This window comes from Flexivirga sp., from assembly GCF_035551235.1.
Classification (GTDB): Bacteria; Actinomycetota; Actinomycetes; order Actinomycetales; family Dermatophilaceae; genus Flexivirga.
In genome coordinates, this window is the sequence record NZ_DASZNO010000029.1 from 58,455 (window position 1) to 81,392 (window position 22,938).

Here is a 22,938-nt window from a genome sequence, read left to right on the forward strand (position 1 = left end):
CTTCTGCACACATGACCGAAGGCGTGGAGTCCTCTGCCGAGGACCCCACGCCTTCGGCATACCCTCAGCAGGCCGGTCGGTCGCGGCGCCGGGCCTGGCTGGTGGGTGGGCTGGCCGTACTCGCAGTGCTCGTCCTGGTCCACGGCCTGCTCGTGGAAACCTTCACCGTTCCGTCCGGCTCCATGCAGCCCACCCTGTGGCACGGTGACCGGATCATGGTCGGCAAGCTGCATGCGCACGACGTGCATCGCGGTGAGGTGGTCGTCTTCGACGGCACCGAGGTCTTCGCGCACCCGGGCGCGGCCCCACCGACCGGCGTGGCCGGCTTCCTGCGTTCGGTGGGCGATGCCGTCGGCATACATGCGGGGGAAGTGCTCTACGTGAAGCGGGTCATCGGTGTGCCCGGCGACACGGTCGCGGTCGGCCACGACGGCCGGTTGCGTATCAACGGTGCCGTGCAGAAGGAGCCCTATCTGCCACGCGGTATGACGGCCAGCACCGTGCCGTTCGTCGTGCGCGTGCCGGCCGGACACGTCTTCGTCCTGGGCGACAACCGCGTCGCGTCCGACGACTCACGATCACACCTGGGCGACCCCGGCGGCGGCATGGTCCCGGTCGACGACATCGTCGGGAACGTGGTGCTGCGCTACTGGCCCATAAGTTCGTGGGGGAGACTCCCTACGTGAGCGATCATCGATATCGGCTCCCGACCGTCGGCCAAGCCCCGCGGCCGGCCGACAACGACACCCGCAGCCACAGGGCGACGGGTGCCGCCGGCAAGGCGTCGTCATACCGATCAGGACCGGAGGCGATTCGGCTGCCGCGGGTGCCCCGACATTCCGCCCGGAACGACACCGCGATCCTCGTCCGGCGGCAGGACCATGGGTCCTGGCCCGAGCAGGGGGAGCGGTCGGCTGCTCGCGAGGAACGCCGGCAGCGGCTGCGTGCGGAACGGCGTCGGTCGAGCTTCCCGCTGCTGCTGCGGGAGCTCGCGATCGTCATCGTCGTTGCGCTGGTGCTGTCGCTGGGCATCAAGACGTTCGTGGCACAGTCGTTCTGGATCCCGTCGGGATCGATGGAGAACACCCTGGTCCCCGGCGACCGGGTGGTCGTGTCCAAGTTCACCCCCGGCCCGATCTCGCTGCAGCGGGGTGACGTCGTCGTCTTCCACGATCCGGGCGACTGGCTCGACGTGCCGCACAAGAAGCGCACCGGGGTGAGCGGCGCCGTGGTGTCCGGCCTGCAGTTCCTCGGGCTCTATCCCTCGGGCGACGATGACCTGATCAAGCGGGTCATCGGACTGCCGGGCGACCACGTGAAGTGCTGTAACACGCGGGGACACCTGGTGGTCAACGGTGTCGGCCTCTCCGAGCCCTATATTTACCCAGGCGGCGGCACCGACCAGAAGAAGTTCTCGGTGACCGTCCCGTCCGGCCGAGTGTGGGTCATGGGGGACAACAGAGGTGACTCCGCCGACTCACGCTTCCACGACGACGGCAGCGGTCGCACCGGCTCGGTGCCCGAGTCCGACATCATCGGCCGGGCAGTCATGATTGTCTGGCCGGTGGACCGGATGAGCTGGCTCGGCAATTACTCCTCGACGTTCGACAAGGTGCCCCAAGGATGAGTCAAGATCGGGACGAGGCTTCGGCCGGTCCACAACCCGCCGAGCCGAAACCGGCCGACGGTGACGCGACCAGCAGTGGTCCGACCGGTGATCACGGTGCCCTCCCGCCGGGCGCCATACCCGAGGACGACGACGCTCCCAAGGGCAAGTCGCGGTGGGCGTTCGCCCGGGAACTGACCGTGATCGTTGTGATCGCGCTGGTGCTCAGTTTTCTGGTGAAGACCTTCCTCGCGCAGCCGTTCTACATCCCGTCTGCGTCGATGGAGAGCACGCTCGACATCGGCGACCGCATCATCGTCAGCAAGTTCACCCCGCAGCACTCGCCGCTGCACCGCGGCGACGTGATCGTCTTCGAGGACCCGAAGACCTGGGGTTCGACACCGCACCATCCGTCGCTGCTGAAGCGGATCGTGCAGGACAGCCTGGTGTTCGTCGGTGTGCTGCCCGGTGGTGGCGATCACGTGGTCAAGCGCATCATCGGCCTGCCGGGGGACAAGGTCGCCTGCTGCACGAAGACCGGGAAGCTGACCGTCAACGGGGTCCCGATCACCGAGCCCTACATCAACAAGGGCAGCGTCCCCAGCTCCACGCCCTTCAGCATCACCGTGCCGAAGGACAAGGTCTGGGTGATGGGTGACAACCGCAACGATTCGGCCGACTCGCGATTGCACGACGGCAACAGCGGCGGCAAGCTCGGTTCCGTGCCGATGTCCGACATCACCGGACAGGTCGTCGCGATCGCCTGGCCGATCAGCCGGATCCACTCGCTCAAGGGTTACAGCAACGTGTTCGCGAAAGTCCCCAACCCGTGACCACCCCCACCTCGCGCAAGGCCGCACCGTCCCGCAGCAGCAAGCCCAGCCTGCGCGTCGAGCGATCGCTGCAGCGCGAGGGCTACCGGCTGATCGCCGGAATGGACGAGGTCGGGCGCGGCGCGCTCGCCGGCCCGGTGTCGGTGGGCGTCGTCGTCATCGACGAGCACACCCGCACCGTGCCGCAGGGTGTCAAGGACTCCAAGCTGTTGTCACCGATGGCGCGCGAACGCATGGTGCCCGCGGTGCGTCGCTGGGCCACCGACTACGCCGTCGGGCACGCCTCCGCGCAGGAGATCGACGACGTCGGGATCATGGCCGCGCTGCGGCTGGCGGGGACCCGTGCACTGGAGACGCTTCGCGTCATACCCGATCTGGTGGTGCTGGACGGCAACCACGACTGGCTGACCGACCCGCAGCGCGACGGCCTGCTCGCGCTGCTGGATGACGCGTCGCGCACGCCGCCGGTGACCACGTTGATCAAGGCGGACATGAAGTGCTCGTCGGTGGCAGCGGCGTCCGTGCTCGCCAAGGTCGAGCGCGACGCGATGCTCGTCGGCTTCCACGAGGACTTCCCGCAGTACAACTGGGCGGGCAACAAGGGCTACTCGGCGCCCGATCACCTGGCCGCGCTCGAAGCGCACGGACCGTGTGCATTGCACCGGCGATCCTGGCGGCGGTGCAACGGCGAGGTCGTGATGCCGGAGCCCGACTCGGCGGGTAGCGTGGATGACGACGCGGTAGTGAAGGAGCAGATGCATGTCCGCTGAGGATCTGGAGAAGTTCGAGACCGAGCAGGAGCTTTCCCTCTATCGCGAATACCGAGACGTGGTGGGGCTGTTCAGCCATGTCGTGGAGACCGAGCGCCGCTTCTACCTCTGCAACGACGTCGATCTGCAGGTGCGTGGTGACGGTGCCGGGGTCTACTTCGACGTGCGCATGAACGACGCCTGGGTGTGGGACGTCTACCGCACCGCTCGGTTCGTCAAGAACGTCCGCGTGATCACCTTCAAGGACGTCAATGTCGAGGAGTTGCCGGCCCGGGAGATCGAACTCCCCGACTGAGATCAGCCGCTCGTGGCAGTCGCCAGCGGCTGCCGGGAATCCTCCTCCGGCGCGGGCCTGCTGCCGGGTGTCATCGCCGACACCACGAACATCACGACGATATTGGCCACCAGCGCCACGATGCCGATGGCGGTGTGCTGCAACGGACCCGGTAGGAAGCCGAAGGTCGTCAAGCCCTCGTTGTAGACCGAGCTGTCCAACGAGAACCACGTCACCAGCACCACGCCGACCACCATGCCGGCCGTCGCGCCCCAGGAGCTGACCGGGTTCTTCCTCAGCAGGCTGGCGAGCATCGACGGGAGCAACTGGGTGACGAACGCGTAGCCCAACAGCAGCAGGTTCACGATCGCCTGACCACCCTGGAACAGCAGATAGAGCGCGATCAGCGCCACCACCGGGACCGAGGCCTTCGCGACCAGGCCGGCCGATGCGGCCGAGGCCCGCGGGAAGAGCGGCTTGTAGAGGTTGGTGGAGATCAGCGTGCCGCAGGTCGTCAGCAGCATCGCGCCGGGCACCAGGGCACAGAACAGTCCGGCGGCTCCGACGAGGCCGACCAGCCACTGCGGCAGCTCCTGGGTGACGATCTCGAGCAGGGCGTTGTTGGCGCCGCCGTCGGGCGCGACCTTCAGGGCGATCGCGGCCGTGAAGCCGATGAAGAAGACGAACAGGATGACCAACTGGTAGAGCGGGAGCAGGACCGCGTTGCGGCGGAACGTCTTCGGGTTGTCCGCGGCATACACGGCGCCGAAGTAGTGCGGCCACATGAAGAAGCCAAGGGTCGACATCAGCACGTTGGTGATGAACCAGCCCATGTCGTAACCGTGTTCGCTGAGCCGCAGGGAGACACCGCTCTTGGCCCAGGTGTCCGGGATGCCGTTGCCCTCGAGCTGCTGGAAGAGGTGCTCGAAGCCGCCACCGAGGTGCAGCGGGAGATAGATCCCGAGCGCCACGACGATGACCAGGACGATGATGTCCTTCACCACCGCGTTGCTGGCCGCCGAGTGGATGCCGGACACGACCACGTAGGCCACCAGCGCCAGGGCGCCGCACCACTCCGCCGTCGTGGTGGAGATCTTGCCGTATGACGTGGCGTTGACGATGATCCCGAGACCGGCGAGCTGGAGTTCGAGGTAGGGGATCATCGCGACGATGCCGACGATCGCGACGACGGTGCCGCTGGTGCGCGACTTGTACTTGGCGACCCACCAGTCGGGCTGGGAGAGCAGTTTCATCTGCTTGCCGTAGCGCCAGATCGCCGGGGCCAGCCAGTAGGAGATGACGTAGGCCAGGCTGCCGTAGCACAGGATGTAATAGGCGGCGCCACCGTGCGCGTAGGCCCAACCGGACGCCCCGAGGAAGGTGAAGGTCGTGTAGATCTCACCGGCGAGCAGCAGGAAGACGATGATCGAGCCGAGGTTGCGTCCGCCGACACTCCATCCCTCCATGTCCATGTCCTTGCCGCGCCGGGACCACAGGCCGAGGCCGAGCGATGCGGCGAAGAAGATCACCAGGATCGCGAGTGCGACGTTCATACCTGGTCCTCCTCGTCACCGGAGTTGGCCGGGTCGGTCCGATAGACGATGGCCATGCAGACCGACGTCAACACGACAGAGGCGACGATCCAGATCAGCAGGAACGGGAATCCGGCGATGGTGGGCGTCGTGCGATTGACGAACGGTGTGCAGACCAGCATCAGGACGAATGGTGTGGCTGCGAGGCCGAGATGCAGCCGATGCAGTTTGGTTCTCATGCGGGTCACCTCGGTCTCCGGCCGATAGCCGGCTGATTTCGTATGGCGGAACGGCACTTTCAGTGCCATGCATCAAATCGGCGACGAAACACGTGTGTCAAGGGTCGGGTCGTATGCCGGGACGTGGCACCAGTCTGTTGTGCACATCCCTGCGGCTCGGCCGCGACCGTCCACAGCGGAGGACATCGACGCAGCACGCCGGACGGCGTCCGCCCCAGGCTGGGGTCGGAGGTGATGCCCGATGGCAACGACACAAGACAGCAGCGATCGACGTACGGCGCCCGGCATGCGTCCGAGCCGGCGAGAGCTCGGCCGGCTCGGCGAGGAGGAGGCGGCGCGCTACCTGCAGTTGCAGGGCCTGACCGTCATCGAGCGCAACTGGCGATGTCGCGAGGGGGAGATCGACCTGGTGGTGCTCGACGATACGGGCGACTGCCTGGTCGTCGTCGAGGTCAAGACGCGCAGCAGTGAGCTGTTCGGGCGGCCGGTCGAGGCGGTGACGCCGGTCAAGGCCCGCCGACTGCGGGTGCTTGCGGCGCGGTGGCTCGCGGACCACCCGATCGCCACCTCGAGGGTCCGGATCGACGTGATCGGGGTGTTGTGCCGGTCCGGCGGTGTCGTCGAGATCGAGCACCTCCGGGACGTCGCATGACGCTCGGCCGAACGCGCAGCGTCGCGGTCACCGGGATCCACGGCCGGGTGGTCGAGGTGGAGTCCGATGTGTCGTCGGGGCTGCCTGCTTTCGTGGTGAGCGGTATGCCCGACGCGTCCTGCAAGCAGGCGCCCGACCGGATTCGTGCCGCGGCGAACAACTGCGACCTGGACCTGCCCCGGCAACGGATCACCGTCAACCTGTCACCGGCGTCGCTGCCGAAACACGGCTCGGGCTTCGACCTGGCGATCGCGGTCGCCGTGTTGGTGAGCGGAGGCATCGTCAAGCCGGCGCTGGTGAGTGAGGTCGTTCATCTGGGGGAGCTGGGCCTGGACGGGTCGGTGCGCGCCATACACGGGGTGCTGCCGGCGGTGCTTGCCGCGGTCGAGGCGGGTACCTCCCAGGTCGTGGTGCCGGTGGCGAATGCAGCTGAGGCTGCATTGGTTCCGGGGGTGGAGGTCGTGCCCATCGACAACCTCGCGGCGTTGGTGCGGCGTTACAAATGTCTGGCCCGGGGCAGGCCGCTGCCCGAGCCGCCACCGGTGCCGCCGCGATCGGCGGGAGCGGTGACCGTGCCGGATCTGGCGGACATCGTCGGGCAGGAGGAGGCGCGTTACGCGCTGGAGGTCGCTGCGGCGGGCGGTCACCATCTGGCCATGATCGGGCCGCCCGGCGCCGGGAAGACGATGATCGCCGAGCGGTTGCCGGGACTGCTGCCACCGTTGACGCGGGAGCAGGCACTGGAGGTGACCGCCATACATTCGGTGCTGGGGGCGCTGCCCGACCAGGTGCTGATCGAGCGGCCGCCGTTCGTCGCACCACATCACGGTGCGTCGATGCCGGCTGTGGTCGGTGGCGGATCCGGAAGGGTCCGCCCCGGCGCGGTGTCACGTGCGCATCGCGGTGTCATGTTCTTGGATGAGTGCCCGGAGTTTCGTAGGGACGTCCTGGACGCGTTGCGGCAGCCGCTGGAGTCCGGCGTGGTGCATGTGGCGCGGGCGGACCAGGTGGTGACGTTTCCGGCGAGCTTCCAGCTGGTGCTGGCTGCCAACCCGTGCCCGTGCGGCCAGAACTACGGCAAGGGCGCGAAGTGCACCTGTGCACCGCAGCGGCGGCGTGACTACCTCGGCCGGATGTCGGGACCGTTGCTGGATCGCGTCGACGTGCATCTGACGATGCTCCCGGTGACGCGTGCCGCGCTGGCCGGACCCAAGGGGGAGACCAGCGCACAGGTGGCCGAGCGGGTGGTGATGGCAAGACACCGCCAGGCGGACCGCTGGCGGGAGCTCGGGCGCAGCCGGAACAGCGAGGTGCCCGGTTCGATCCTGCGGTCGGGTAGGTGGCGGTTGCCGGCCGGGGTGACGCGGGGCCTGGACCGGGCGATGGAGAGTGGCGCGTTGACCCTGCGCGGTTACGACCGTTGCCTGCGCGTCGCGTGGACGATCGCCGACCTCGACGGCGCCGAGCGGCCGGAGTTCCGGCAGGTGGAGGAGGCCCGCGGGCTGCGGTCGAGCGGAGCAGCGGCATGAGCGAGCGACCGGCTCTGATGGCGAACGGTCGGGACGGAAGGGGACAGCAATGAGCATCGACGTCACGTCCGATACCCGGCGGGAGGAGTTGCGAGGCAGCCGGGAGGGACGGCTCGCGGTGCGGCTGGCACTCGCGGCGACCGTCGAGCCGGCCGACAAGACCATGACACCGCGGCTGCGCGGGCTGGACCCGTTCACCGCGTGGGAGATGGTGCGGTCCGATGCCGACGGCAAGTTCACCCGGGCGGCGGCGCGCGTCAAGGCGTTGCGGCTGGAGACGGTCGTGGCGCGCACCCAGGAGCTGGGCGCACGCATCGTCATACCGGGGGACGACGAATGGCCTTGCGGGGTGGACGATTTGGAGTCGCCGCCATACTGCCTCTGGGTGGTCGGCCGGGGTTCGCTCGCCGAGGCCTGCGAGCGCAGCGTCTCGATCGTGGGTGCGCGAGCGGCTACCCCGTACGGCACCCAGGTGGCGAGTGAGCTGGCCTACGGCCTGGCCGGACGAGGCTTCACCATCGTCTCCGGGGCGGCACACGGCATCGACACCGCCAGCCACCGTGGTGCGCTCGCGGCCGACGGCTGCACGGTGGCTGCAATGGCCTGTGGCATCGACATCGCCTACCCGTTGGCCAACACCCGGCTGCTGCAACAGATCGAGCAGTCCGGGCTGATCGTCACCGAGCTACCACCCGGGTCGGCGCCACAGAAGCAGCGCTTCCTGTCCCGGAACCGGCTGATCGCCGCGATGACCCCGGGCACTGTGGTCGTGGAGGCAGGACTGCGCAGCGGGTCGCGGTCGACTGCCACGGCGGCGTCCCGGCTGGGTCGGTTGCTGGCAGCGGTGCCGGGTCCGGTCACCAGCCCCGCCAGTGCCGGCCCGCACCAGCTCATCCGGGACTGCGGCGCGACGCTCGTCACGGACGTCGACGACTGCGCCGAGTTGTTCGGCGCGATCGGCAAGGATCTCGCCGAACCCAAGCGCGCCGAACCCACCCGGTACGACCGGCTGGACGATGCCGACCGGCGACTGGTGGATGCGATGCCGGTGGTGCGCGGCACGACCGTCGAACGGCTCGCGGTCAGCGCCGGCCTCGCTCCGCGTGAGGTCACCCGCGGTCTGGCTGCCCTGCACGCCGCCGGACTCGTCGAGCGGGTCGAGAGCGGCTGGCGCCGCACCCCGGAGGAGCATGTCTGAGCGTGGGAATGCTCTGCGGTTCTGCGTGTTGGTGACCCTGCCGGGTCGGCACCGCCCGATAATCTGTGACGGTCGTGACAAAGCACAGCGCGCTCACCGATCAGCCGGTCGTGGCCGGTTATGAGCGACACCTGCGCTCCGAGCGTGGTCGTTCCCCGCACACCGTGCGCGGCTATCTCACCGACCTTCAGGACCTGGCCGACCATCTCGCCGGCGCCGGCGTCGGCACCTGGGGCGAGGTCACGCTCGCCGACCTGAGGTCGTGGCTCGCCGGACTGGATGCCGCCGGCGCCAGCCGCGCCACCGTCGCGCGCCGGTCCGCCGCAGCTCGCGGGTTCTTCGGGTGGGCGTTCCGCACCGGCGCGGTGCCGCGCAACCCGGCGTCCCGACTGGTCGCCCCCAAGCGCGCCAAGACCCTGCCGGATGTCCTACGGCAGGATCAGGCGACGGCGCTGCTGGATATCGCCGCGGTTGCCGCGGACGACGCCGACCCGGTGCACCTGCGGGATCGCGCGATGCTGGAACTCTTGTATGCCAGTGGAATTCGCGTCGCAGAGCTGGTCGGACTCGACATCGACGATGTCGACCGGACCGAACTGGTCATGCGTGTCGTCGGTAAGGGCGACAAGGAGCGCACCGTCCCGTTCGGCCGACCCGCCGCGGAGGCCCTCGAGGCATGGCTGGGTTCCGGCAGGCCGCGGCTGGTCGTCGCAGGCTCTGGCCCCGCGCTCTTCCTCGGCGCTCGCGGCCGGCGGGTCGATCCGCGGGTCGTTCGCGAGGTCGTGCACCGACTGCTTCGCGAGACCCCGGGGGCTCCAGATCTCGGTCCGCACGGGCTGCGTCACAGCGCAGCGACTCACTTGGTCGAGGGCGGTGCCGACATACGACTGGTGCAGGAGTTGTTGGGGCACGCCAGTCTGGCGACGACCCAGGTCTACACACATGTCTCCGTCGAGCGACTGCGTCGCTCGTTCAGCCAGGCGCATCCTCGTGCCTGACCTACGCGAGCCCGCGACCCGCGAGCGCACCCGACGCGACGTTCGCGACGGTGTCGGTGCGCACCCGCCATACCCTCAACGCGAGCCGCGCCGCTCCATGCGGTCTACTTCGGGTATGCAGGGTTCGCCTCCGCCTCGCCCGGTCCGATTGGTCCGGACGATCGTGATCGCCGCGATTGTGCTCACGGCGCTGAGCGCGTTGTCCGGTTACCTGCTGCACGGGCACGGCCAGTCCGCCGGTGCGCGTTCCGCCGCACCTTCCGGGTCCGCGGTGCCGACCCCCGAGACACAGGAGGCCGCGACCGCGAAGGCGACGACCTCCGCACGGGCGAAGTCGTCGAGCAGCGCGTCCGCGACGGCGAAGCGCAGTGTTCGTCCTTCGGCGTCGAGCAAGCCGGTCGTCGTTCCGGCCGAGGGAAACGGACACTTCGGCCCCGTCCTCGTGCCACAGACGACGACCGCGAAGACCGGCCGTGTCGTGACCTACCGGCTCACCATCGAAGGCGGCATGCACGCCGACACGAAGGCCGTCGCGAGCACGCTGGGCGCGGCGTTGCTGGACCGTCGCGGCTGGCAGGGCGTCGACCACGTGAAGTTCGTGCAGGTCACGCCGGCCCAGTTGGCCGACGGGAAGAAGGCGACGATGACGATCACCGTCGCCAGCCCGCATCAGGTCGACAAGTTGTGCGCGCCGCTACCGACCCACGGCGGCACATCCTGCGCGACCGGCCAGCACGTCATCCTCAACTACAAGTTGTGGGCGCGTGGCGTTTCCTATTTCAAGGGCGATGTGGCGGCGTACCGCGAATACATGGTCAACCACGAGGTCGGCCACGCTCTCGGGCACGGTCATCAGCTGTGCTCCAAACCCGGTGCCTACGCGCCGGTGATGCAACAGCAGACGCTCGGCCTGCAGGGCTGCAAGGCGTGGCCGTGGCCCAAGCGTCCGAACTCCCACGGCGTGGCCTGACGACCCCGATTCGCGTGGCCGCCTCACCCGAGGGGCAACAATCGCACCCGCCGGTCCTGCACGAGCGTCAACGGATCCCGGTAGGCGTCCTTGCCGACCAGCAGCCCCCAATGCAGGCACGGCGTCGAACCGCAGTGGCCGCCCGCGGCCAGCGAGCCGATCCGGTCGCCGCGAGCCTCGACAGTGCCCTCCGGATCTCGGTCGTCGACCGGCTCATAGGTGGTCCGCCGCCCATCGGCGTGCTGTATGGCGACCACGCCGCGTCCGGCGATGACGCCCGAGAACGAGACGACACCCGCCCCTGCGGCGAGCACCGGTTGTCCCTCGGATCCTTCCAGATCGACACCACGATGCCCGGCCGCCCACGGCTCCGGTGGAGCATCGAAGGGGTGCACGACGGCCGGCTGTGGATCCAGCGGCCAGCCGTAATCGTCGACCGGTGCCGGGCTGACGGAACCACTCAGTGCCGTGAACACAGCACTGAGGAGCGCCGCCACACCCTGCCACCCTGTCGTCATACGAAGAGGGTGGGACGCTGGGACGCAGCCGGCGAGGCCGCTGCATGCCTGTTGTGGACAGCTACCCGCTCCGTGCAGGGGTGTGGACGCCGCCCACCGGACTCACGGTTGCCGAACCGCCGTCTGCCCGGCTCCGAGAGTGGCGAGCCGGGCTGCGGCTTCCGTGAGCACCTCCGGCTTCTTGCAGAAGGCGAAGCGCACCAGCGTGCGTGCGGCGTCCTTGTCGTCGCAGAAGACGGACACGGGCACACCGACGACGCCGCACAGCTCCGGCATCCGCCAGCAGAAATCGACGGCGTCGGTGGCGCCGAGGGCGGCGACGTCGGCGATGGCGAAGTAGGTGCCCTGCGGGCTGGTCACCGGCAGGCCGGCGTCGTGCAGGGCGCGGGTGAGTATGTCGCGCCCGTGTTGCATCGTGTCGGCCAGCCCGGTGAAGACGTCGTCGGGCAGCCCGAGCCCGTGCGCGACACCGACCTGGAAGGGGCCGCCGGCGGCATACGTCACGAACTGCTTGACCGTGGCGCACGCCGTGATCAGGTCGGCCGGCCCGGTCAGCCAGCCGATCTTCCAGCCGGTCGTGGAGAACGTCTTGCCGCCGGAGCTGATGGTGAGGGTTCGCTCGAACATGCCCGGCAGCGTCGCCATCGGCACGTGCCGCGCACCATCGAACGTCAGGTGCTCGTAGACCTCGTCTGTGACCACGATCGCGTCGTGCTCACGGGCCAGCTCGGCGATCAGCTCCAGCTCGGCCCGGGTGAAGACCTTCCCGGTGGGGTTGTGCGGAGTGTTCAGCAGCACCAGCCGGGTCTTGTCCGAGAAGGCCGCGCGCAACGACTCCTCGTCGAGCGCGAAGTCCGGGAAACGCAGCACCGACGTGCGACGGACGGCCCCGGCCAGCGCGATCGTGGCGGCATACGAGTCGTAATAGGGCTCGAACGTGACGACCTCATCGCCCGGCTCGCACAGCGAGAGCACCGCACAGGCGATCGCCTCGGTGGCGCCGACGGTCACGAGCACCTGCTCCTGCGGGTCGATCGTGAGGTCGTAGAACCGTTGCTGGTGGGCCGCGATCGCCTCGCGCAACTCCGGTATGCCGCGAGCGGGTGGGTACTGATTACGCCCGTCGCCGATGGCGTCCCGGGCGGCCGCGAGCACCGCTGACGGTCCGTCGGTGTCGGGGAAACCCTGGCCCAGGTTGACCGCACCGGTGCGGGTCGCAAGCGCCGACATCTCGCCGAAGATGGTGGCACCGAAGCCGTGCATGCGGGCGATGAGGGGTTCGCGGTCCGGCGTAGTCATGGTGTCGATGGTAGTGACGGGCTACTCATGACAGTGCAGCCGATTCGCGGCATGGTGCGGTTGTCCCGTATCCTGCAGTCACGACTCGTGTGCGTTGTCCCGCAAGGGCAGGTCGCGGGTCGAATTCGCGCGTCTCATACCGGATCTCGTATGCCGGGGTGGGTCCGCCAGTCCGATCGGTTCACCCATTGAACCGCTCGGTCCGGATCCATCGGGGCGCCAGGTTTGCGTTGCGTCATACCGACGACAGCGCGAAGACAACTGGAAACTCAATCAGAAAGGACTTCGGCATGGCCGTCGTCACGACCCGCCAGCTCCTCGAGAGCGGCGTCCACTTCGGGCACCAGACCCGTCGCTGGAACCCCAAGATGAAGCGCTTCATCCTCACCGAGCGCAACGGCATCTACATCATCGACCTCCAGCAGTCGCTGACCTACATCAACGACGCGTTCGAGTTCATCAAGCAGACCGTCGCCCACGGCGGCACGATCCTGTTCGTCGGCACCAAGAAGCAGGCACAGGAGTCGATCCAGGAGCAGGCGACCCGCGTCGGCATGCCCTACGTCAACCACCGTTGGCTCGGTGGCATGCTCACCAACTTCAACACTGTGAGCAAGCGTCTGGCCCGCCTCAAGGAGCTTGAGGAGATCGACTACGACGACGTCGCCGGCTCCGGTCGCACCAAGAAGGAACTTCTCGTCATGAAGCGCGAGAAGGACAAGCTGGAGCGCAGCCTGGGCGGTATCCGCGACATGGCCAAGGTGCCCTCGGCCGTCTGGGTCGTCGACACCAAGAAGGAGCACCTCGCGGTCACCGAGGCGCGCAAGCTGAACATCCCGGTCATCGCGATCCTGGACACCAACTGCGACCCCGACGAGGTCGACTACAAGATCCCGGGCAACGACGACGCGATCCGCTCCGTCACGCTGCTGACCCGCGTGGTCGCCGACGGTGTCGCCGAGGGCCTCATCGCCCGCTCCGGTGGCGGATCCGACGCCGCCGAGGCGTCCGAGCCGATGGCCGAGTGGGAGCGCGAGCTGCTCGCATCCGAGGACGGCGCCGCCACGGCCGAGTCCACCGAGGCCACCGAGGCCCCGGCTGCCACGGAGACCGCTGAGGCCCCGGCTGCTGCCGAGACCGCTGAGGCTCCGGCCGCCACCGAGGTTCCGGCCGCGGAGACCACCGAGTCCTGATCGGCCTGCTGCTCCGGTGGGTCGTGGTGACACGACCCACCGGAGCAGGGTTTTGTATGGCGCCAGCCGCGCCATACACACCACGTTTTTTCTTTTCCGTAGTTCGCGAAGGAGCGAAGCAGACACATGGCCAACTACACCGCTGCTGACATCAAGGCGCTGCGCGAGCAGACCGGTGCCGGCATGCTCGACGTCAAGAAGGCGCTCGACGAAGCCGACGGCGACAAGGCCAAGGCGACCGAGATCCTGCGGGTCAAGGGCCTGAAGGGCGTGACCAAGCGCGAGGGTCGCACGACCGCCAACGGTCTGGTCACCGCGCACGTCGACGCCGGCGTCGGCACCCTGCTGGAGATCAACTGCGAGACCGACTTCGTCGCCAAGGGCGAGAAGTTCGTCGAGCTGGCCGACAAGGTGCTCGCGCAGGCCGTCGCGTCCAAGGCCCCTGACGCCGAGGCGCTGCTGGCCTCCGCGGCTGACGGTGGCACCGTGCAGGACCTGATCGACCAGGCCGGCGCGACCATCGGCGAGAAGATCGAGGTGCGCCGTGTCGGTCGCCTCGAGGGCGAGAACGTCGTCTCCTACCTGCACAAGACCAGCCCGGACCTGCCCGCGCAGATCGGCGTGCTCGTGGCCAGCAAGGGTGGCGACGCCACCGTGGCCCGTGACATCGCGATGCACATCGCGGCGTTCAGCCCGACGGTCCTGCAGCGCGACGAGATCGACGCCGAGACCGTCGAGAACGAGCGCCGCGTCGCCGAGGCGACCGCCAAGGAGGAGGGCAAGCCCGAGGCCGCCCTGCCGAAGATCATCGAGGGCCGCGTCAACGGTTACTTCAAGGAGAACGTCCTGCTCGAGCAGCCGTTCGCCAAGGACACCAAGAAGACCGTGGCGAAGGTCGCCGAGGAGGCCGGTGCCGAGGTTTCCGGTTTCCTGCGCTTCAAGGTCGGCGTCTAAACCCCACGAAGTTTCTCCCCCGCTTCGCTCCTCCGAATACTTCGCGGGGACCCCGAGCGAAGTTACCGTCGAAAGGCCCCGGCAGCACACGCTGCCGGGGCCTGTCGCGTGCCTGCGCCCTCCACGATTGCCGAATGACGGCTTCTTCGGCGAGTGACGGTCGGATTGGGCCGTCACTCGCCGAGGGAGCCGTCACTCGGGGGAGAAGGGCGTGATCAGGGGTGGGGCGAAGTGGCCGTCCGGTCGCTCGCCGAGCGCGACCCACGCACGGTGGAAGGCGCTGCCGGGCGCGACGAGTGAGCGCGCCGACGGGTCCGCGACGATGTCCGCGGGCAACGAGATCGACTGTGGCACTGCACGATCCGCGGTCCGCGCCGCCTCCACCGCATCGCGCAACGCCAGGGCCGCGGGCTTCGCGACGTGGTCGACGGTGAACAGCCCGAGGTCGTACTCCCGCTCCGGGAAGTCCACCAGCCGCCGATCGATGTCGTGCGAGCACCACCAGGTGATCCCGGTCAGGGTGGACACCGCACCGGCCGCAGCGACCGTATGGCGGACGAACTCCGGCGCCGCATCGGCCGGCACATCCGGCAGGGGAGCGCCGAGCTCCTGCAACCACACCGGCCGGTCCGCCGCGCCGCATGCACCGGCCAGTCGCGCGAGGTATGCCGCGTGGGAGGTGGTCGCCGGTCCGAGCGGCCCGTCGATGCGCGACGTTCCGTTGAAGACCCACGAATGCACGGATGACACGTCGCCCAGCGTCGTCACGTCCGCAGCTGAGAACGGATGGTCCGGAGCGTAGAAGGCGTCGTCGAAGAGCGAGTGCACCACCAACTGATCCGCCCGCGCGTTGTCCCGTATGGCGCCCAGCAGGTCCTGCGCCCACTCCCGCGACGCGTCCGCGCTGGTGGCATTGGCCGGCCACAGGTTGTTGACCTCGTTGCCGAGGGTGAACGCGAAGACGTTCGGCTCCGGCGCCAGGGCGCGCACCAACTCCTCGACATACCAACGCAATCCGGCGCGGACATCGGGGTCGGTGAAGATGCTGCGCTGGTGCCAGGTCAGCACCCACGACGGCAGGAAGTCGAAGCTCGACAGGTGCCCCTGCAACAGGTCGACGCAGACGTCCAGGCCGCGCTCCGCGCCCAGTTGTATGACGGTTCGCACGTCGGCAACGGCCCGCGCCCGCACATGGGCACGGTTCGGCTGGATCCACGGCCAGACCGGGAAGATCCGTACATGGTCCATCCCGAGCGATGCGATGTCGTCGAGGTCCCGCGCCACTGCCGCGCGGTCCAGGTCGAGCCAGCCGTGGAACCACCCCTGCGACGGAACGTAGTTGGCGCCGAAGCGCAGTTCTCGCGAAGCGGCAGCCTGATCGTCCACGACGATGAGACTAGTGACCGGCGGATGCGACGCCGATCCGCGGATGCGCCGCACGAAGACGTTGCGTGCTCTACCGTTTCGTCGGTGAGCAGCTTGGCCGTCGCGGTGCTGATCGCCGTGATCCTGGTGCTTCCGGTCGCGGCGCTGTGGTGGTGGGCGCACACGCGCCGGGGGATGGGCAGCGAGGCGGACCGGGCGACACTGCGCACGCTGCATGAGGCGAACCGCGCCGCGCGGCCGCTGCGTGAAGGGCTGACCGAGGCTGCCGCGGAGCGGGCGGTCCGCTCGCTGCGCCCGCTGCTGACCGCACCGGCGGTGGCGCTGAGCAACGGCCACGCGGTGCTCGGCTGGGACGGGCCGGGGGAGCGGCACCGCGAGGATGTCCTGACCGCAGCGACCGCCGTGCTGGAAGACGGCCGCGCCCGCGTCGACCGGGTCAGCTGCACCGATCCCGCCTGCCGGCTGCGCGACGTCATCAGCGTCCCGCTGGTCGTCGACGGCTCGGTGGTCGGAACGCTGCACGCGCTGGTCACGGTCGCCGGCGCACCGGTGATCAAGGCATCGCACGAGGTCGCGGACTGGGTGAGTGGACAACTCGAGCTGGCCGAGGTCGACCGGCGCCGTTCCGGGCTCGCCGAGGCGGAGCTGCGCGCGCTGCGCGCGCAGATCTCACCGCACTTCATCTACAACGCGCTGACCACGATCGCGGCGTTCGTGCGCACCGATCCGGATCGGGCCCGCGAGCTGCTGCTGGAGTTCGCGGACTTCACGCGCTACTCGTTCCGCCGACGCGGCGAATACACCGCCCTTGCCGACGAGCTGCAGTCCATCGAGCAGTACCTCACCCTGGAGCGGGCGCGCTTCGGGGAGCGGCTGCGTGTCACCCTGCGGGTCGCTCCGGACTGCCTGACCGTGATGGTGCCGTACCTGTCGTTGCAACCGGTGGTCGAGAATGCCGTTCGCCACGGCCTGGAGCCCAAGTCCGGCCCGGGCGAGGTCGTCATCGAAGCACGCTCGGATGGTGCCGACGTGCGAATCTCGGTGGAGGACAACGGAGTCGGCGAAGATCCACGGCGCATCCAGGAGGCGCTGGACGGCGTTGCCCAGGCAGACTCCATCGGGCTCTCCAACGTCGACATGCGGTTGCGGGCCACCTTCGGCGAGCAGTACGGCTTGGTGGTGGAGACAGCTCCCGGCGCCGGCACCAAGGTACTGATGCGCATCCCGCGGTTCGCCCCCAGAGCGCACCCGAACGACTCAGCCACTCACTACGGGGTGTGAGGTGCATCGGTATGGGCGAGTCGCAAGCCCCGCCATGCCAGCGCATCTCAAACCTCTGCGGCTGTGCTGAATAAACTTCTATGGTGGATGACATGCCAGACCACCTGCGGGTGCTCGTCGTCGACGACGAACCCCCGGCGCGCGGCGAGCTGGCCTACATGATCGAGCAACTCGAGCCGGTCGCCTCGGTCCTCGCCGTCGGCTCCGGCGTCGAGGCGTTGCGCGCCCTGGAGTCCACACCCATCGACGCGGTGTTCCTCGACATCGCCATGCCCGGTCTCAGCGGCCTCGACCTCGCCCGGGTGCTCGCCCGCTTCGAACGCCCGCCCGCCGTGGTCTTCGTGACCGCCCACGACGCGCATGCGGTGGAGGCCTTCGAGCTCGACGCCGTCGACTATCTGCTCAAGCCCGTGCGTCCCGCCCGCGTGCAGGACGCGATCCGTCGCGTGCTCGCCCACGATGCGCCCGCCCAGCCGCAGGGGGAGGACCCCACGATCCCCGTCGAGCTGGGTGGCGTCACTCGATTCGTGCGACGTTCGGACGTGCATTTCGTCGAGGCCCATGGGGACTACGTGCGGCTGCACACCGGCGACGGCGCGCACCTCGTGCGGTTGTCGCTCGGAACTCTCGAGCGCGACTGGTCGAGCGCCGGGTTCCTGCGGATCCACCGCAGCTACCTGGTCGCGACGAAGCACATCACCGAGCTGCGCCAGCACGACCAGCGCAGTGTGGTCGTCATCGACGGTCATGAGCTCGAGGTCAGCCGGCGCCGCAGCCGCGAGCTGAAGGACGTGCTGCTGCGCAACCCGGATCAACGCCCATGACCGAGCCGGCCGAGCGGGTCCGGGTGGAGCGGCGGCGCAACGCCGCACCCGACGTCGCCGCGATGAGCCAGGAGATCGACGCGCAGTCGATGCTCGGCGAGGCCCTGCTGCGATCGCTGATGCGCGCCCAGCTGCGTATGGCGGCGGTCGTGCTCGGGCTGCTCGCCGTCACCCTCGGCTCGCTGCCGCTGATCTTCAGCCTGTCGCCCGGCATCCGGCGGTTGCACGTGCTCGGCATACCGCTGCCGTGGCTGTTGCTCGGTGTGCTCGTCTACCCCGTGCTGCTCGGGCTCGGCTGGTTCTACGTGCGGTATGCCGAGCGCAACGAGGCCGGCTTCGTGCGTCTCATCAGCGCCGACCACGGCGAGCCGGCGGATCGAGCGGGGCGGGAGGGGCGAGCTGCGAGCGCGTACCGAGATCGCCCGGGCGACCGATGATTCCCGCCGTCGGGCTCACCGCGGTCCTCGCGGTCTCGTTGCTCACGCTCGGCATCGGGGTGCTCGGTGTGCGGGTGTCGCGGACGACGAGCGACTTCTACGTCGCCTCGCGCAGCGTCGGGCCGGTGGTCAACGCCTCGGCCATCGGCGGCGAATACCTTTCTGCTGCATCGTTTCTCGGCGCGGCAGGGCTCATCCTGGCTCACGGCGCCGACGCGCTCTGGTATCCCGTCGGCTGGACCGCCGGTTACCTGGTGCTGCTGGTGCTGGTCGCCGCGCCACTGCGCCGGTCCGGTGCCTACACGCTGTCCGACTTCGCCGAGTTGCGGCTGGAGTCGCAGGCCGCCCGCAAGGTCTCCAGCGTCGTCGTCGCGCTCATCGGGGTGCTCTACCTGCTGCCGCAGTTCCAGGGCGCCGGCATCACGTTGCGCACCCTGGTCGGTGCGCCGACCTGGACCGGCTCGGTGCTGGTCGCGGCGGTCGTGCTGGTCATCGTGCTCTCCGGCGGCATGCGCTCGATCACCGTGACCCAGGCGTTCCAGTACTGGCTCAAGCTCACCGCGCTGATCATCCCCGCAGCGGTCCTGCTGGCCCACTGGCACCGGTCGGGTGGGGCGTCGCCACATGCGATGCACGTGTCGGACTGGGTGGAGCCGATGCAGGGCAAGTACGCGACGTACCTGGTCTACTCGTTGATGCTCGCGACGTTCCTGGGCACCATGGGCCTGCCGCATGTCGTCGCCCGGTTCTACACCAACATCGACGGCCGCGCCGCACGCCGCACCACCCTCGGAGTGCTCGCGCTGCTCAGCGCCTTCTACCTGATCCCGACCGTGTATGGCGTGCTCGGCCGCATCTACAGCTTCCATCTGGTCGCCGCCGGCCGCACGGATGCGGTCGTCCTGGAACTGCCCACCGACGCGCTGCACGGTTTCGGCGCCGACCTGCTGACCGGTCTGCTCGGTGCTGGCGCGTTCGCGGCGTTCCTGTCGACCTCCTCCGGGTTGGCGGTGTCGGTCGCCGGCGTGGTCAGCCAGGACATGCTGCGCGGCCGGTCGGACTCGGTGCGCAGCTTCCGTCTGGCGACCGCTCTGGTGGTGTCGCTGACGCTGGTACTGCTGGTGGTGTCCAGCGGGGTGCCGGTCGCGCGGGCGGTGGAACTGGCGTTCGCGGTCGCGGCGTCGACGTTCTGCCCGTTGTTGCTGCTCGGCATCTGGTGGCGCGGACTCACCGCGCCGGGTGCGATCGCCGGCCTGGTCATCGGCGGCGGCACGTGCACGGCCGCGGTCGTCGCGGCGCTCGCCGGCTATGAGGCGCCCGGCGCGGCCGGGCCGCTGCTCGCCCAGCCGGCCGCCTGGACGATGCCTCTGAGCGTCGGCGTGATGATCGGCGTGTCACTGGCGACGTCGTCCCACCGGCCACCGAACGTGATGCGCACGATGGTGCGCCTGCACACGCCCGAGCACCTCGATGTCGACCGCGGCACGTTCGACCCCGAGCGGGTGACAGTACCAACCGTTCAGCCCGCCAGACCGACCGTTCGTCGCTTCCTCCGCTGACGCCCGGCGACGGTGTGACTCCGCTCACATCATCGGGTCCGCAAAGGGGCACGCGCACGACTTCGGGCGAACAAGCTTGGCGCAGACGGCAGGACGCCGTTCCGACCCCATGACGTCAGGAGTCTTCCCATGTCAGAGACGACCACTCGCCCGGCACCGGGCTCACACATAGCCGATCCGGCCGCACTCGGCCTCGGGGCGTTCGCGCTCACCACCTTTGTGCTGAGTGTCGTCAACGCCGGAATCGTCCCCGAGAAGGTCGAACCCGTGGTGTTCGGGCTCGCGTTCGCGTACGGCGGCATCGCCCAACTCGCAGCGGGCATCTGGGAATTCGCCAAGGGCAACACCTTCGGTGCCACCGCGTTCTGCTCGTATGGCGCGTTCTGGCTGTCGTTCTGGTGGTTGACCGGTCACACCGACCTGTCGGGCGCCGGCTCCGACGTCAACAAGGGTCTCGGGATCTACTTGCTCGCGTGGGGCATCTTCACGCTGTACATGACGATCGCGGCGATCCGGGTCAGCGGTGCGGTGCTGCTGGTCTTCGTGCTGCTGACGATCACCTACTTCCTGCTCGCGTTCGGCGAGTTCGGAACCAGCAGTGGGCTGACCAAGACCGGTGGGTATGTCGGAATCCTCACCGCGATCGCCGCGTGGTACGCGTCGTTCGCGACCGTCGTGAATTTCACGTTCAAGCGCACTGTGATGCCGACCCTTCCGCGCTGAACGAGGTGGGAGGAACGCTGCCCGGACGGCTTTCGGCCTCCCGGGCAGCATTCTCGCCCGACGAGTGATTGAGTAGATGTGACACGCAGCGCACTCGATCGACGCCGACCGACACGACGACAGAAACAAGGAGACAACGATGGCGCAAGATGGCCAGAGCCAGAACATTGATGCACTCATGGCGGAGTCGCGCACCTATCCGCCGGAGCCGGCATTCACCGAGCAGGCGAATGCCGGGCAGGGGTTCTACGACCAGGACTCGGACACGTTCTGGGAGAAGGAGGGGCGCGAGCGGCTCAGCTGGTTCACCGACTTCACCACGCTCAAGGAATGGGACCGTCCCTACGCCAAGTGGTACCTCGGCGGCAAGCTCAACGCCTGCTACAACTGCGTCGATCGGCATGTGGAGAACGGCCAGGGCGACAAGGTCGCCTACTACTGGGAGGGTGAGCCGGCCGACGACCGCCTGACGATCACCTACGCGGACCTGCAGGAGCGGGTCGTGAAGGCCGCCAACGGCTTCAAGAGCCTGGGCATCGGCAAGGGCACCAAGGTCGCGGTCTACATGGGCATGATTCCCGAGGCTCCGGTGACGCTCCTGGCGCTCGCGCGACTCGGTGCGCCGTTCACCTTCGTCTTCGGCGGTTTCTCCGCCAGCGCGCTCGGCAGCCGCATGCAGGAGATGGAGTGCGAGTACCTCATCACCCAGGACGCCGCGAACCGCAGGGGCAAGCCGGGCCCGTTGAAGCCGACCGCCGACGAGGCGATGGCGATGGCGCCGACCGTGAAGACCTGCGTGACGGTCAACCGCACCGGCACCGAGGTGGAGATGCAGGACGGACGGGACCACTGGTGGAGTGACGTCGTCGACTCCCAGAGCGCCGACCCGACGTCGTGCCCGTGCGAGCCGATGGATTCCGAGGACCTGTTCTTCCTGATGTTCTCCTCCGGCACGACCGGTCGGCCGAAGGGCATCCTGCACACCACCGCGGGCTACCTCGCCGGCGTATCCACAACGCATCACTACGTGTTCGACATCAAGCCGGAGACCGTCTACTGGTGTGCGGCCGACATCGGCTGGATCACCGGCCACAGTTACATCGTCTTCGGGCCGCTGATCAACGGCACGACGAGCGTGATGTACGAAGGCACACCGGACTTCCCGGACAAGGCCCGCTGGTGGGAGATCATCGAGCGCTACAAGGTCAGCGTGCTCTACACCGCGCCCACCACCATCCGCACCCACATGAAGTGGGGCACCGAGGCCCTGCAGAAGCACGACCTGTCGTCGCTGAAGGTGCTCGGGTCGGTGGGAGAGCCGATCAACCCCGAGGCGTGGGTCTGGTACCGCGACAACGTGGGCGGTGGGAAGACGCCGGTGATCGACACCTGGTGGCAGACCGAGACCGGGATGATCATGGTCACCCCGCTGCCGGGCCTGACCACCTTGAAGCCCGGGTCGGCCACCAAGCCGTTCATCGGTGTGCAGGCCGCCGTGTACGACGAGGCCGGCAAGGAGATCCCGGCCGGACAGGGCGCCGGATACATGGTGGTCAAAGAGCCGTGGCCGGCGATGTTCCGCGGTCTGCTGAACGACGACGAGCGGTTCAAGGAGACCTACTGGAGCCAGTTCTCGAACGCCTACCTGGCCGGCGACGGCGCTCGCGTCGACGACGACGGCGACTTCTGGATGATGGGCCGCATCGACGACGTGATGAACGTCTCCGGGCACCGCCTGTCGACGATCGAGATCGAGTCCGCGCTGGTGAGCCACCCGGATGTGGCGCAGGCCGCGGTCGTCAGCCGCTCGGACGCCACCACCGGGCAGGCGATCGTCGCGTATGTCACGCTCCGCGACGGTGCGGAGGGGTCCCCGGAGAAGCTGACCGAGTTGCGCAACCACGTCGGCACCGAGATCGGACCGATCGCCAAGCCCGCCAACATCGTGTTCGCTGACTCGCTGCCGATGACCCGGTCCGGCAAGATCATGCGTCGCCTGCTCAAGGACGTCGCCGAGAACCGCGAGCTCGGCGACACCACGACGCTGGCCGACCCGTCCGTGGTCAACGAGATCAAGCAGCGCGCCGACTCCGACAAGGACGCCGACAAGGAGGGCTGAGCTCGCAGTCCTGCGACTGAATGGATGGGAGGCGGGTGGCCGGC

At 68.6% G+C, this 22,938-nt stretch carries 23 protein-coding genes; 18 read left to right on the forward strand and 5 right to left on the reverse strand.

Annotated features, from left to right (window positions below):
* Positions 1-11 precede the first annotated feature (11 nt).
* Genes lepB (VG502_RS10090) through VG502_RS10110 form a run of 5 tightly spaced genes read left to right on the forward strand, consistent with a single transcriptional unit; the run spans position 12 to position 3,504 of the window.
* Positions 12-686: a signal peptidase I gene (gene lepB / locus VG502_RS10090; protein WP_325549918.1), complete on the forward strand. Its 675-nt coding sequence runs from the start codon at positions 12-14 to the stop codon at positions 684-686.
* A complete protein-coding gene (gene lepB, locus VG502_RS10095; protein ID WP_325549919.1) occupies positions 683-1,627 on the forward strand; it encodes a signal peptidase I in 945 nt (314 codons plus the stop codon). Before lepB (VG502_RS10090) ends, lepB (VG502_RS10095) begins: the two co-directional genes overlap by 4 nt.
* Positions 1,624-2,439, forward strand: coding sequence for a signal peptidase I (gene lepB, locus VG502_RS10100; RefSeq protein WP_325549920.1), 816 nt, complete (start codon positions 1,624-1,626; stop codon positions 2,437-2,439). The genes lepB (VG502_RS10095) and lepB (VG502_RS10100) overlap by 4 nt, the downstream gene beginning before the upstream one ends.
* Entirely contained in the window at positions 2,436-3,209 is a 774-nt protein-coding gene (locus VG502_RS10105) for a ribonuclease HII (protein WP_325549921.1), read from the forward strand. Before lepB (VG502_RS10100) ends, VG502_RS10105 begins: the two co-directional genes overlap by 4 nt.
* Complete coding sequence (locus VG502_RS10110; RefSeq protein ID WP_325549922.1) at positions 3,199-3,504, forward strand: DUF2469 domain-containing protein; 306 nt, start codon at positions 3,199-3,201, stop codon at positions 3,502-3,504. Before VG502_RS10105 ends, VG502_RS10110 begins: the two co-directional genes overlap by 11 nt.
* 2 nt (positions 3,505-3,506) lie before the next feature.
* Here the strand turns inward: VG502_RS10110 and VG502_RS10115 are convergent, their stop codons facing one another.
* A complete protein-coding gene (locus tag VG502_RS10115; protein WP_325549923.1) occupies positions 3,507-5,036 on the reverse strand; it encodes a sodium:solute symporter family protein in 1,530 nt (509 codons plus the stop codon).
* On the reverse strand, positions 5,033-5,254 hold the full coding sequence (locus VG502_RS10120) for a DUF3311 domain-containing protein (protein WP_325549924.1): 222 nt from the start codon (positions 5,252-5,254) through the stop codon (positions 5,033-5,035). The genes VG502_RS10115 and VG502_RS10120 overlap by 4 nt, the downstream gene beginning before the upstream one ends.
* Positions 5,255-5,495: 241 nt before the next feature.
* Here VG502_RS10120 and VG502_RS10125 point away from each other — a divergent pair, with 241 nt between their 5' ends.
* From VG502_RS10125 to VG502_RS10145, 5 genes are all read left to right on the forward strand, one after another.
* A complete protein-coding gene (locus tag VG502_RS10125; RefSeq protein ID WP_325549925.1) occupies positions 5,496-5,906 on the forward strand; it encodes a YraN family protein in 411 nt (136 codons plus the stop codon).
* On the forward strand, positions 5,903-7,435 hold the full coding sequence (locus tag VG502_RS10130) for a YifB family Mg chelatase-like AAA ATPase (RefSeq protein WP_325549926.1): 1,533 nt from the start codon (positions 5,903-5,905) through the stop codon (positions 7,433-7,435). Before VG502_RS10125 ends, VG502_RS10130 begins: the two co-directional genes overlap by 4 nt.
* A gap of 49 nt (positions 7,436-7,484) precedes the next feature.
* Complete coding sequence (gene dprA / locus VG502_RS10135; protein WP_325549927.1) at positions 7,485-8,633, forward strand: DNA-processing protein DprA; 1,149 nt, start codon at positions 7,485-7,487, stop codon at positions 8,631-8,633.
* Between the two features lie 74 nt (positions 8,634-8,707).
* Positions 8,708-9,631 (forward strand): tyrosine recombinase XerC, encoded by a 924-nt coding sequence (locus tag VG502_RS10140; protein WP_325549928.1) that lies wholly within the window; start codon positions 8,708-8,710, stop codon positions 9,629-9,631.
* A 163-nt stretch (positions 9,632-9,794) separates the two neighbouring features.
* Positions 9,795-10,601: a DUF3152 domain-containing protein gene (locus VG502_RS10145; RefSeq protein WP_325549929.1), complete on the forward strand. Its 807-nt coding sequence runs from the start codon at positions 9,795-9,797 to the stop codon at positions 10,599-10,601.
* A 23-nt stretch (positions 10,602-10,624) separates the two neighbouring features.
* Here the strand turns inward: VG502_RS10145 and VG502_RS10150 are convergent, their stop codons facing one another.
* Positions 10,625-11,119, reverse strand: coding sequence for a M23 family metallopeptidase (locus tag VG502_RS10150; protein WP_325549930.1), 495 nt, complete (start codon positions 11,117-11,119; stop codon positions 10,625-10,627).
* Between the two features lie 102 nt (positions 11,120-11,221).
* Complete coding sequence (locus tag VG502_RS10155; RefSeq protein ID WP_325549931.1) at positions 11,222-12,418, reverse strand: pyridoxal phosphate-dependent aminotransferase; 1,197 nt, start codon at positions 12,416-12,418, stop codon at positions 11,222-11,224.
* Between the two features lie 290 nt (positions 12,419-12,708).
* On the opposite strand from VG502_RS10155, the gene rpsB reads away from it, so the two are divergent.
* A complete protein-coding gene (gene rpsB / locus VG502_RS10160) occupies positions 12,709-13,611 on the forward strand; it encodes a 30S ribosomal protein S2 (protein ID WP_325549932.1) in 903 nt (300 codons plus the stop codon).
* 126 nt (positions 13,612-13,737) lie between these two features.
* Positions 13,738-14,565, forward strand: a complete 828-nt coding sequence (gene tsf / locus VG502_RS10165; RefSeq protein ID WP_325549933.1) for a translation elongation factor Ts — start codon at positions 13,738-13,740, stop codon at positions 14,563-14,565.
* Between the two features lie 192 nt (positions 14,566-14,757).
* Here tsf and VG502_RS10170 read toward each other — a convergent pair whose 3' ends face one another.
* Positions 14,758-15,951 (reverse strand): glycoside hydrolase 5 family protein, encoded by a 1,194-nt coding sequence (locus VG502_RS10170; RefSeq protein WP_325549934.1) that lies wholly within the window; start codon positions 15,949-15,951, stop codon positions 14,758-14,760.
* A gap of 84 nt (positions 15,952-16,035) precedes the next feature.
* Between VG502_RS10170 and VG502_RS10175 the strand changes: the two genes are divergently transcribed.
* The 6 genes from VG502_RS10175 to acs all read left to right on the forward strand — a co-directional run bounded on the left by VG502_RS10175 (position 16,036) and on the right by acs (position 22,894).
* Complete coding sequence (locus tag VG502_RS10175) at positions 16,036-17,232, forward strand: histidine kinase (protein WP_325549935.1); 1,197 nt, start codon at positions 16,036-16,038, stop codon at positions 17,230-17,232.
* A gap of 92 nt (positions 17,233-17,324) precedes the next feature.
* Positions 17,325-18,056: a LytR/AlgR family response regulator transcription factor gene (locus tag VG502_RS10180; protein ID WP_325549936.1), complete on the forward strand. Its 732-nt coding sequence runs from the start codon at positions 17,325-17,327 to the stop codon at positions 18,054-18,056.
* Positions 18,053-18,493: a DUF485 domain-containing protein gene (locus tag VG502_RS10185; RefSeq protein ID WP_325549937.1), complete on the forward strand. Its 441-nt coding sequence runs from the start codon at positions 18,053-18,055 to the stop codon at positions 18,491-18,493. The genes VG502_RS10180 and VG502_RS10185 overlap by 4 nt, the downstream gene beginning before the upstream one ends.
* Positions 18,490-20,052 (forward strand): sodium/solute symporter, encoded by a 1,563-nt coding sequence (locus VG502_RS10190; RefSeq protein ID WP_325549938.1) that lies wholly within the window; start codon positions 18,490-18,492, stop codon positions 20,050-20,052. The genes VG502_RS10185 and VG502_RS10190 overlap by 4 nt, the downstream gene beginning before the upstream one ends.
* Before the next feature lie 129 nt (positions 20,053-20,181).
* Entirely contained in the window at positions 20,182-20,775 is a 594-nt protein-coding gene (locus VG502_RS10195; RefSeq protein WP_325549939.1) for an acetate uptake transporter, read from the forward strand.
* Positions 20,776-20,914: 139 nt separating this feature from the next.
* The gene (acs, locus tag VG502_RS10200; protein ID WP_325549940.1) at positions 20,915-22,894 is read left to right on the forward strand and encodes an acetate--CoA ligase; all 1,980 of its coding nucleotides are present in this window, start codon (positions 20,915-20,917) and stop codon (positions 22,892-22,894) included.
* Positions 22,895-22,938: the final 44 nt, after the last annotated feature.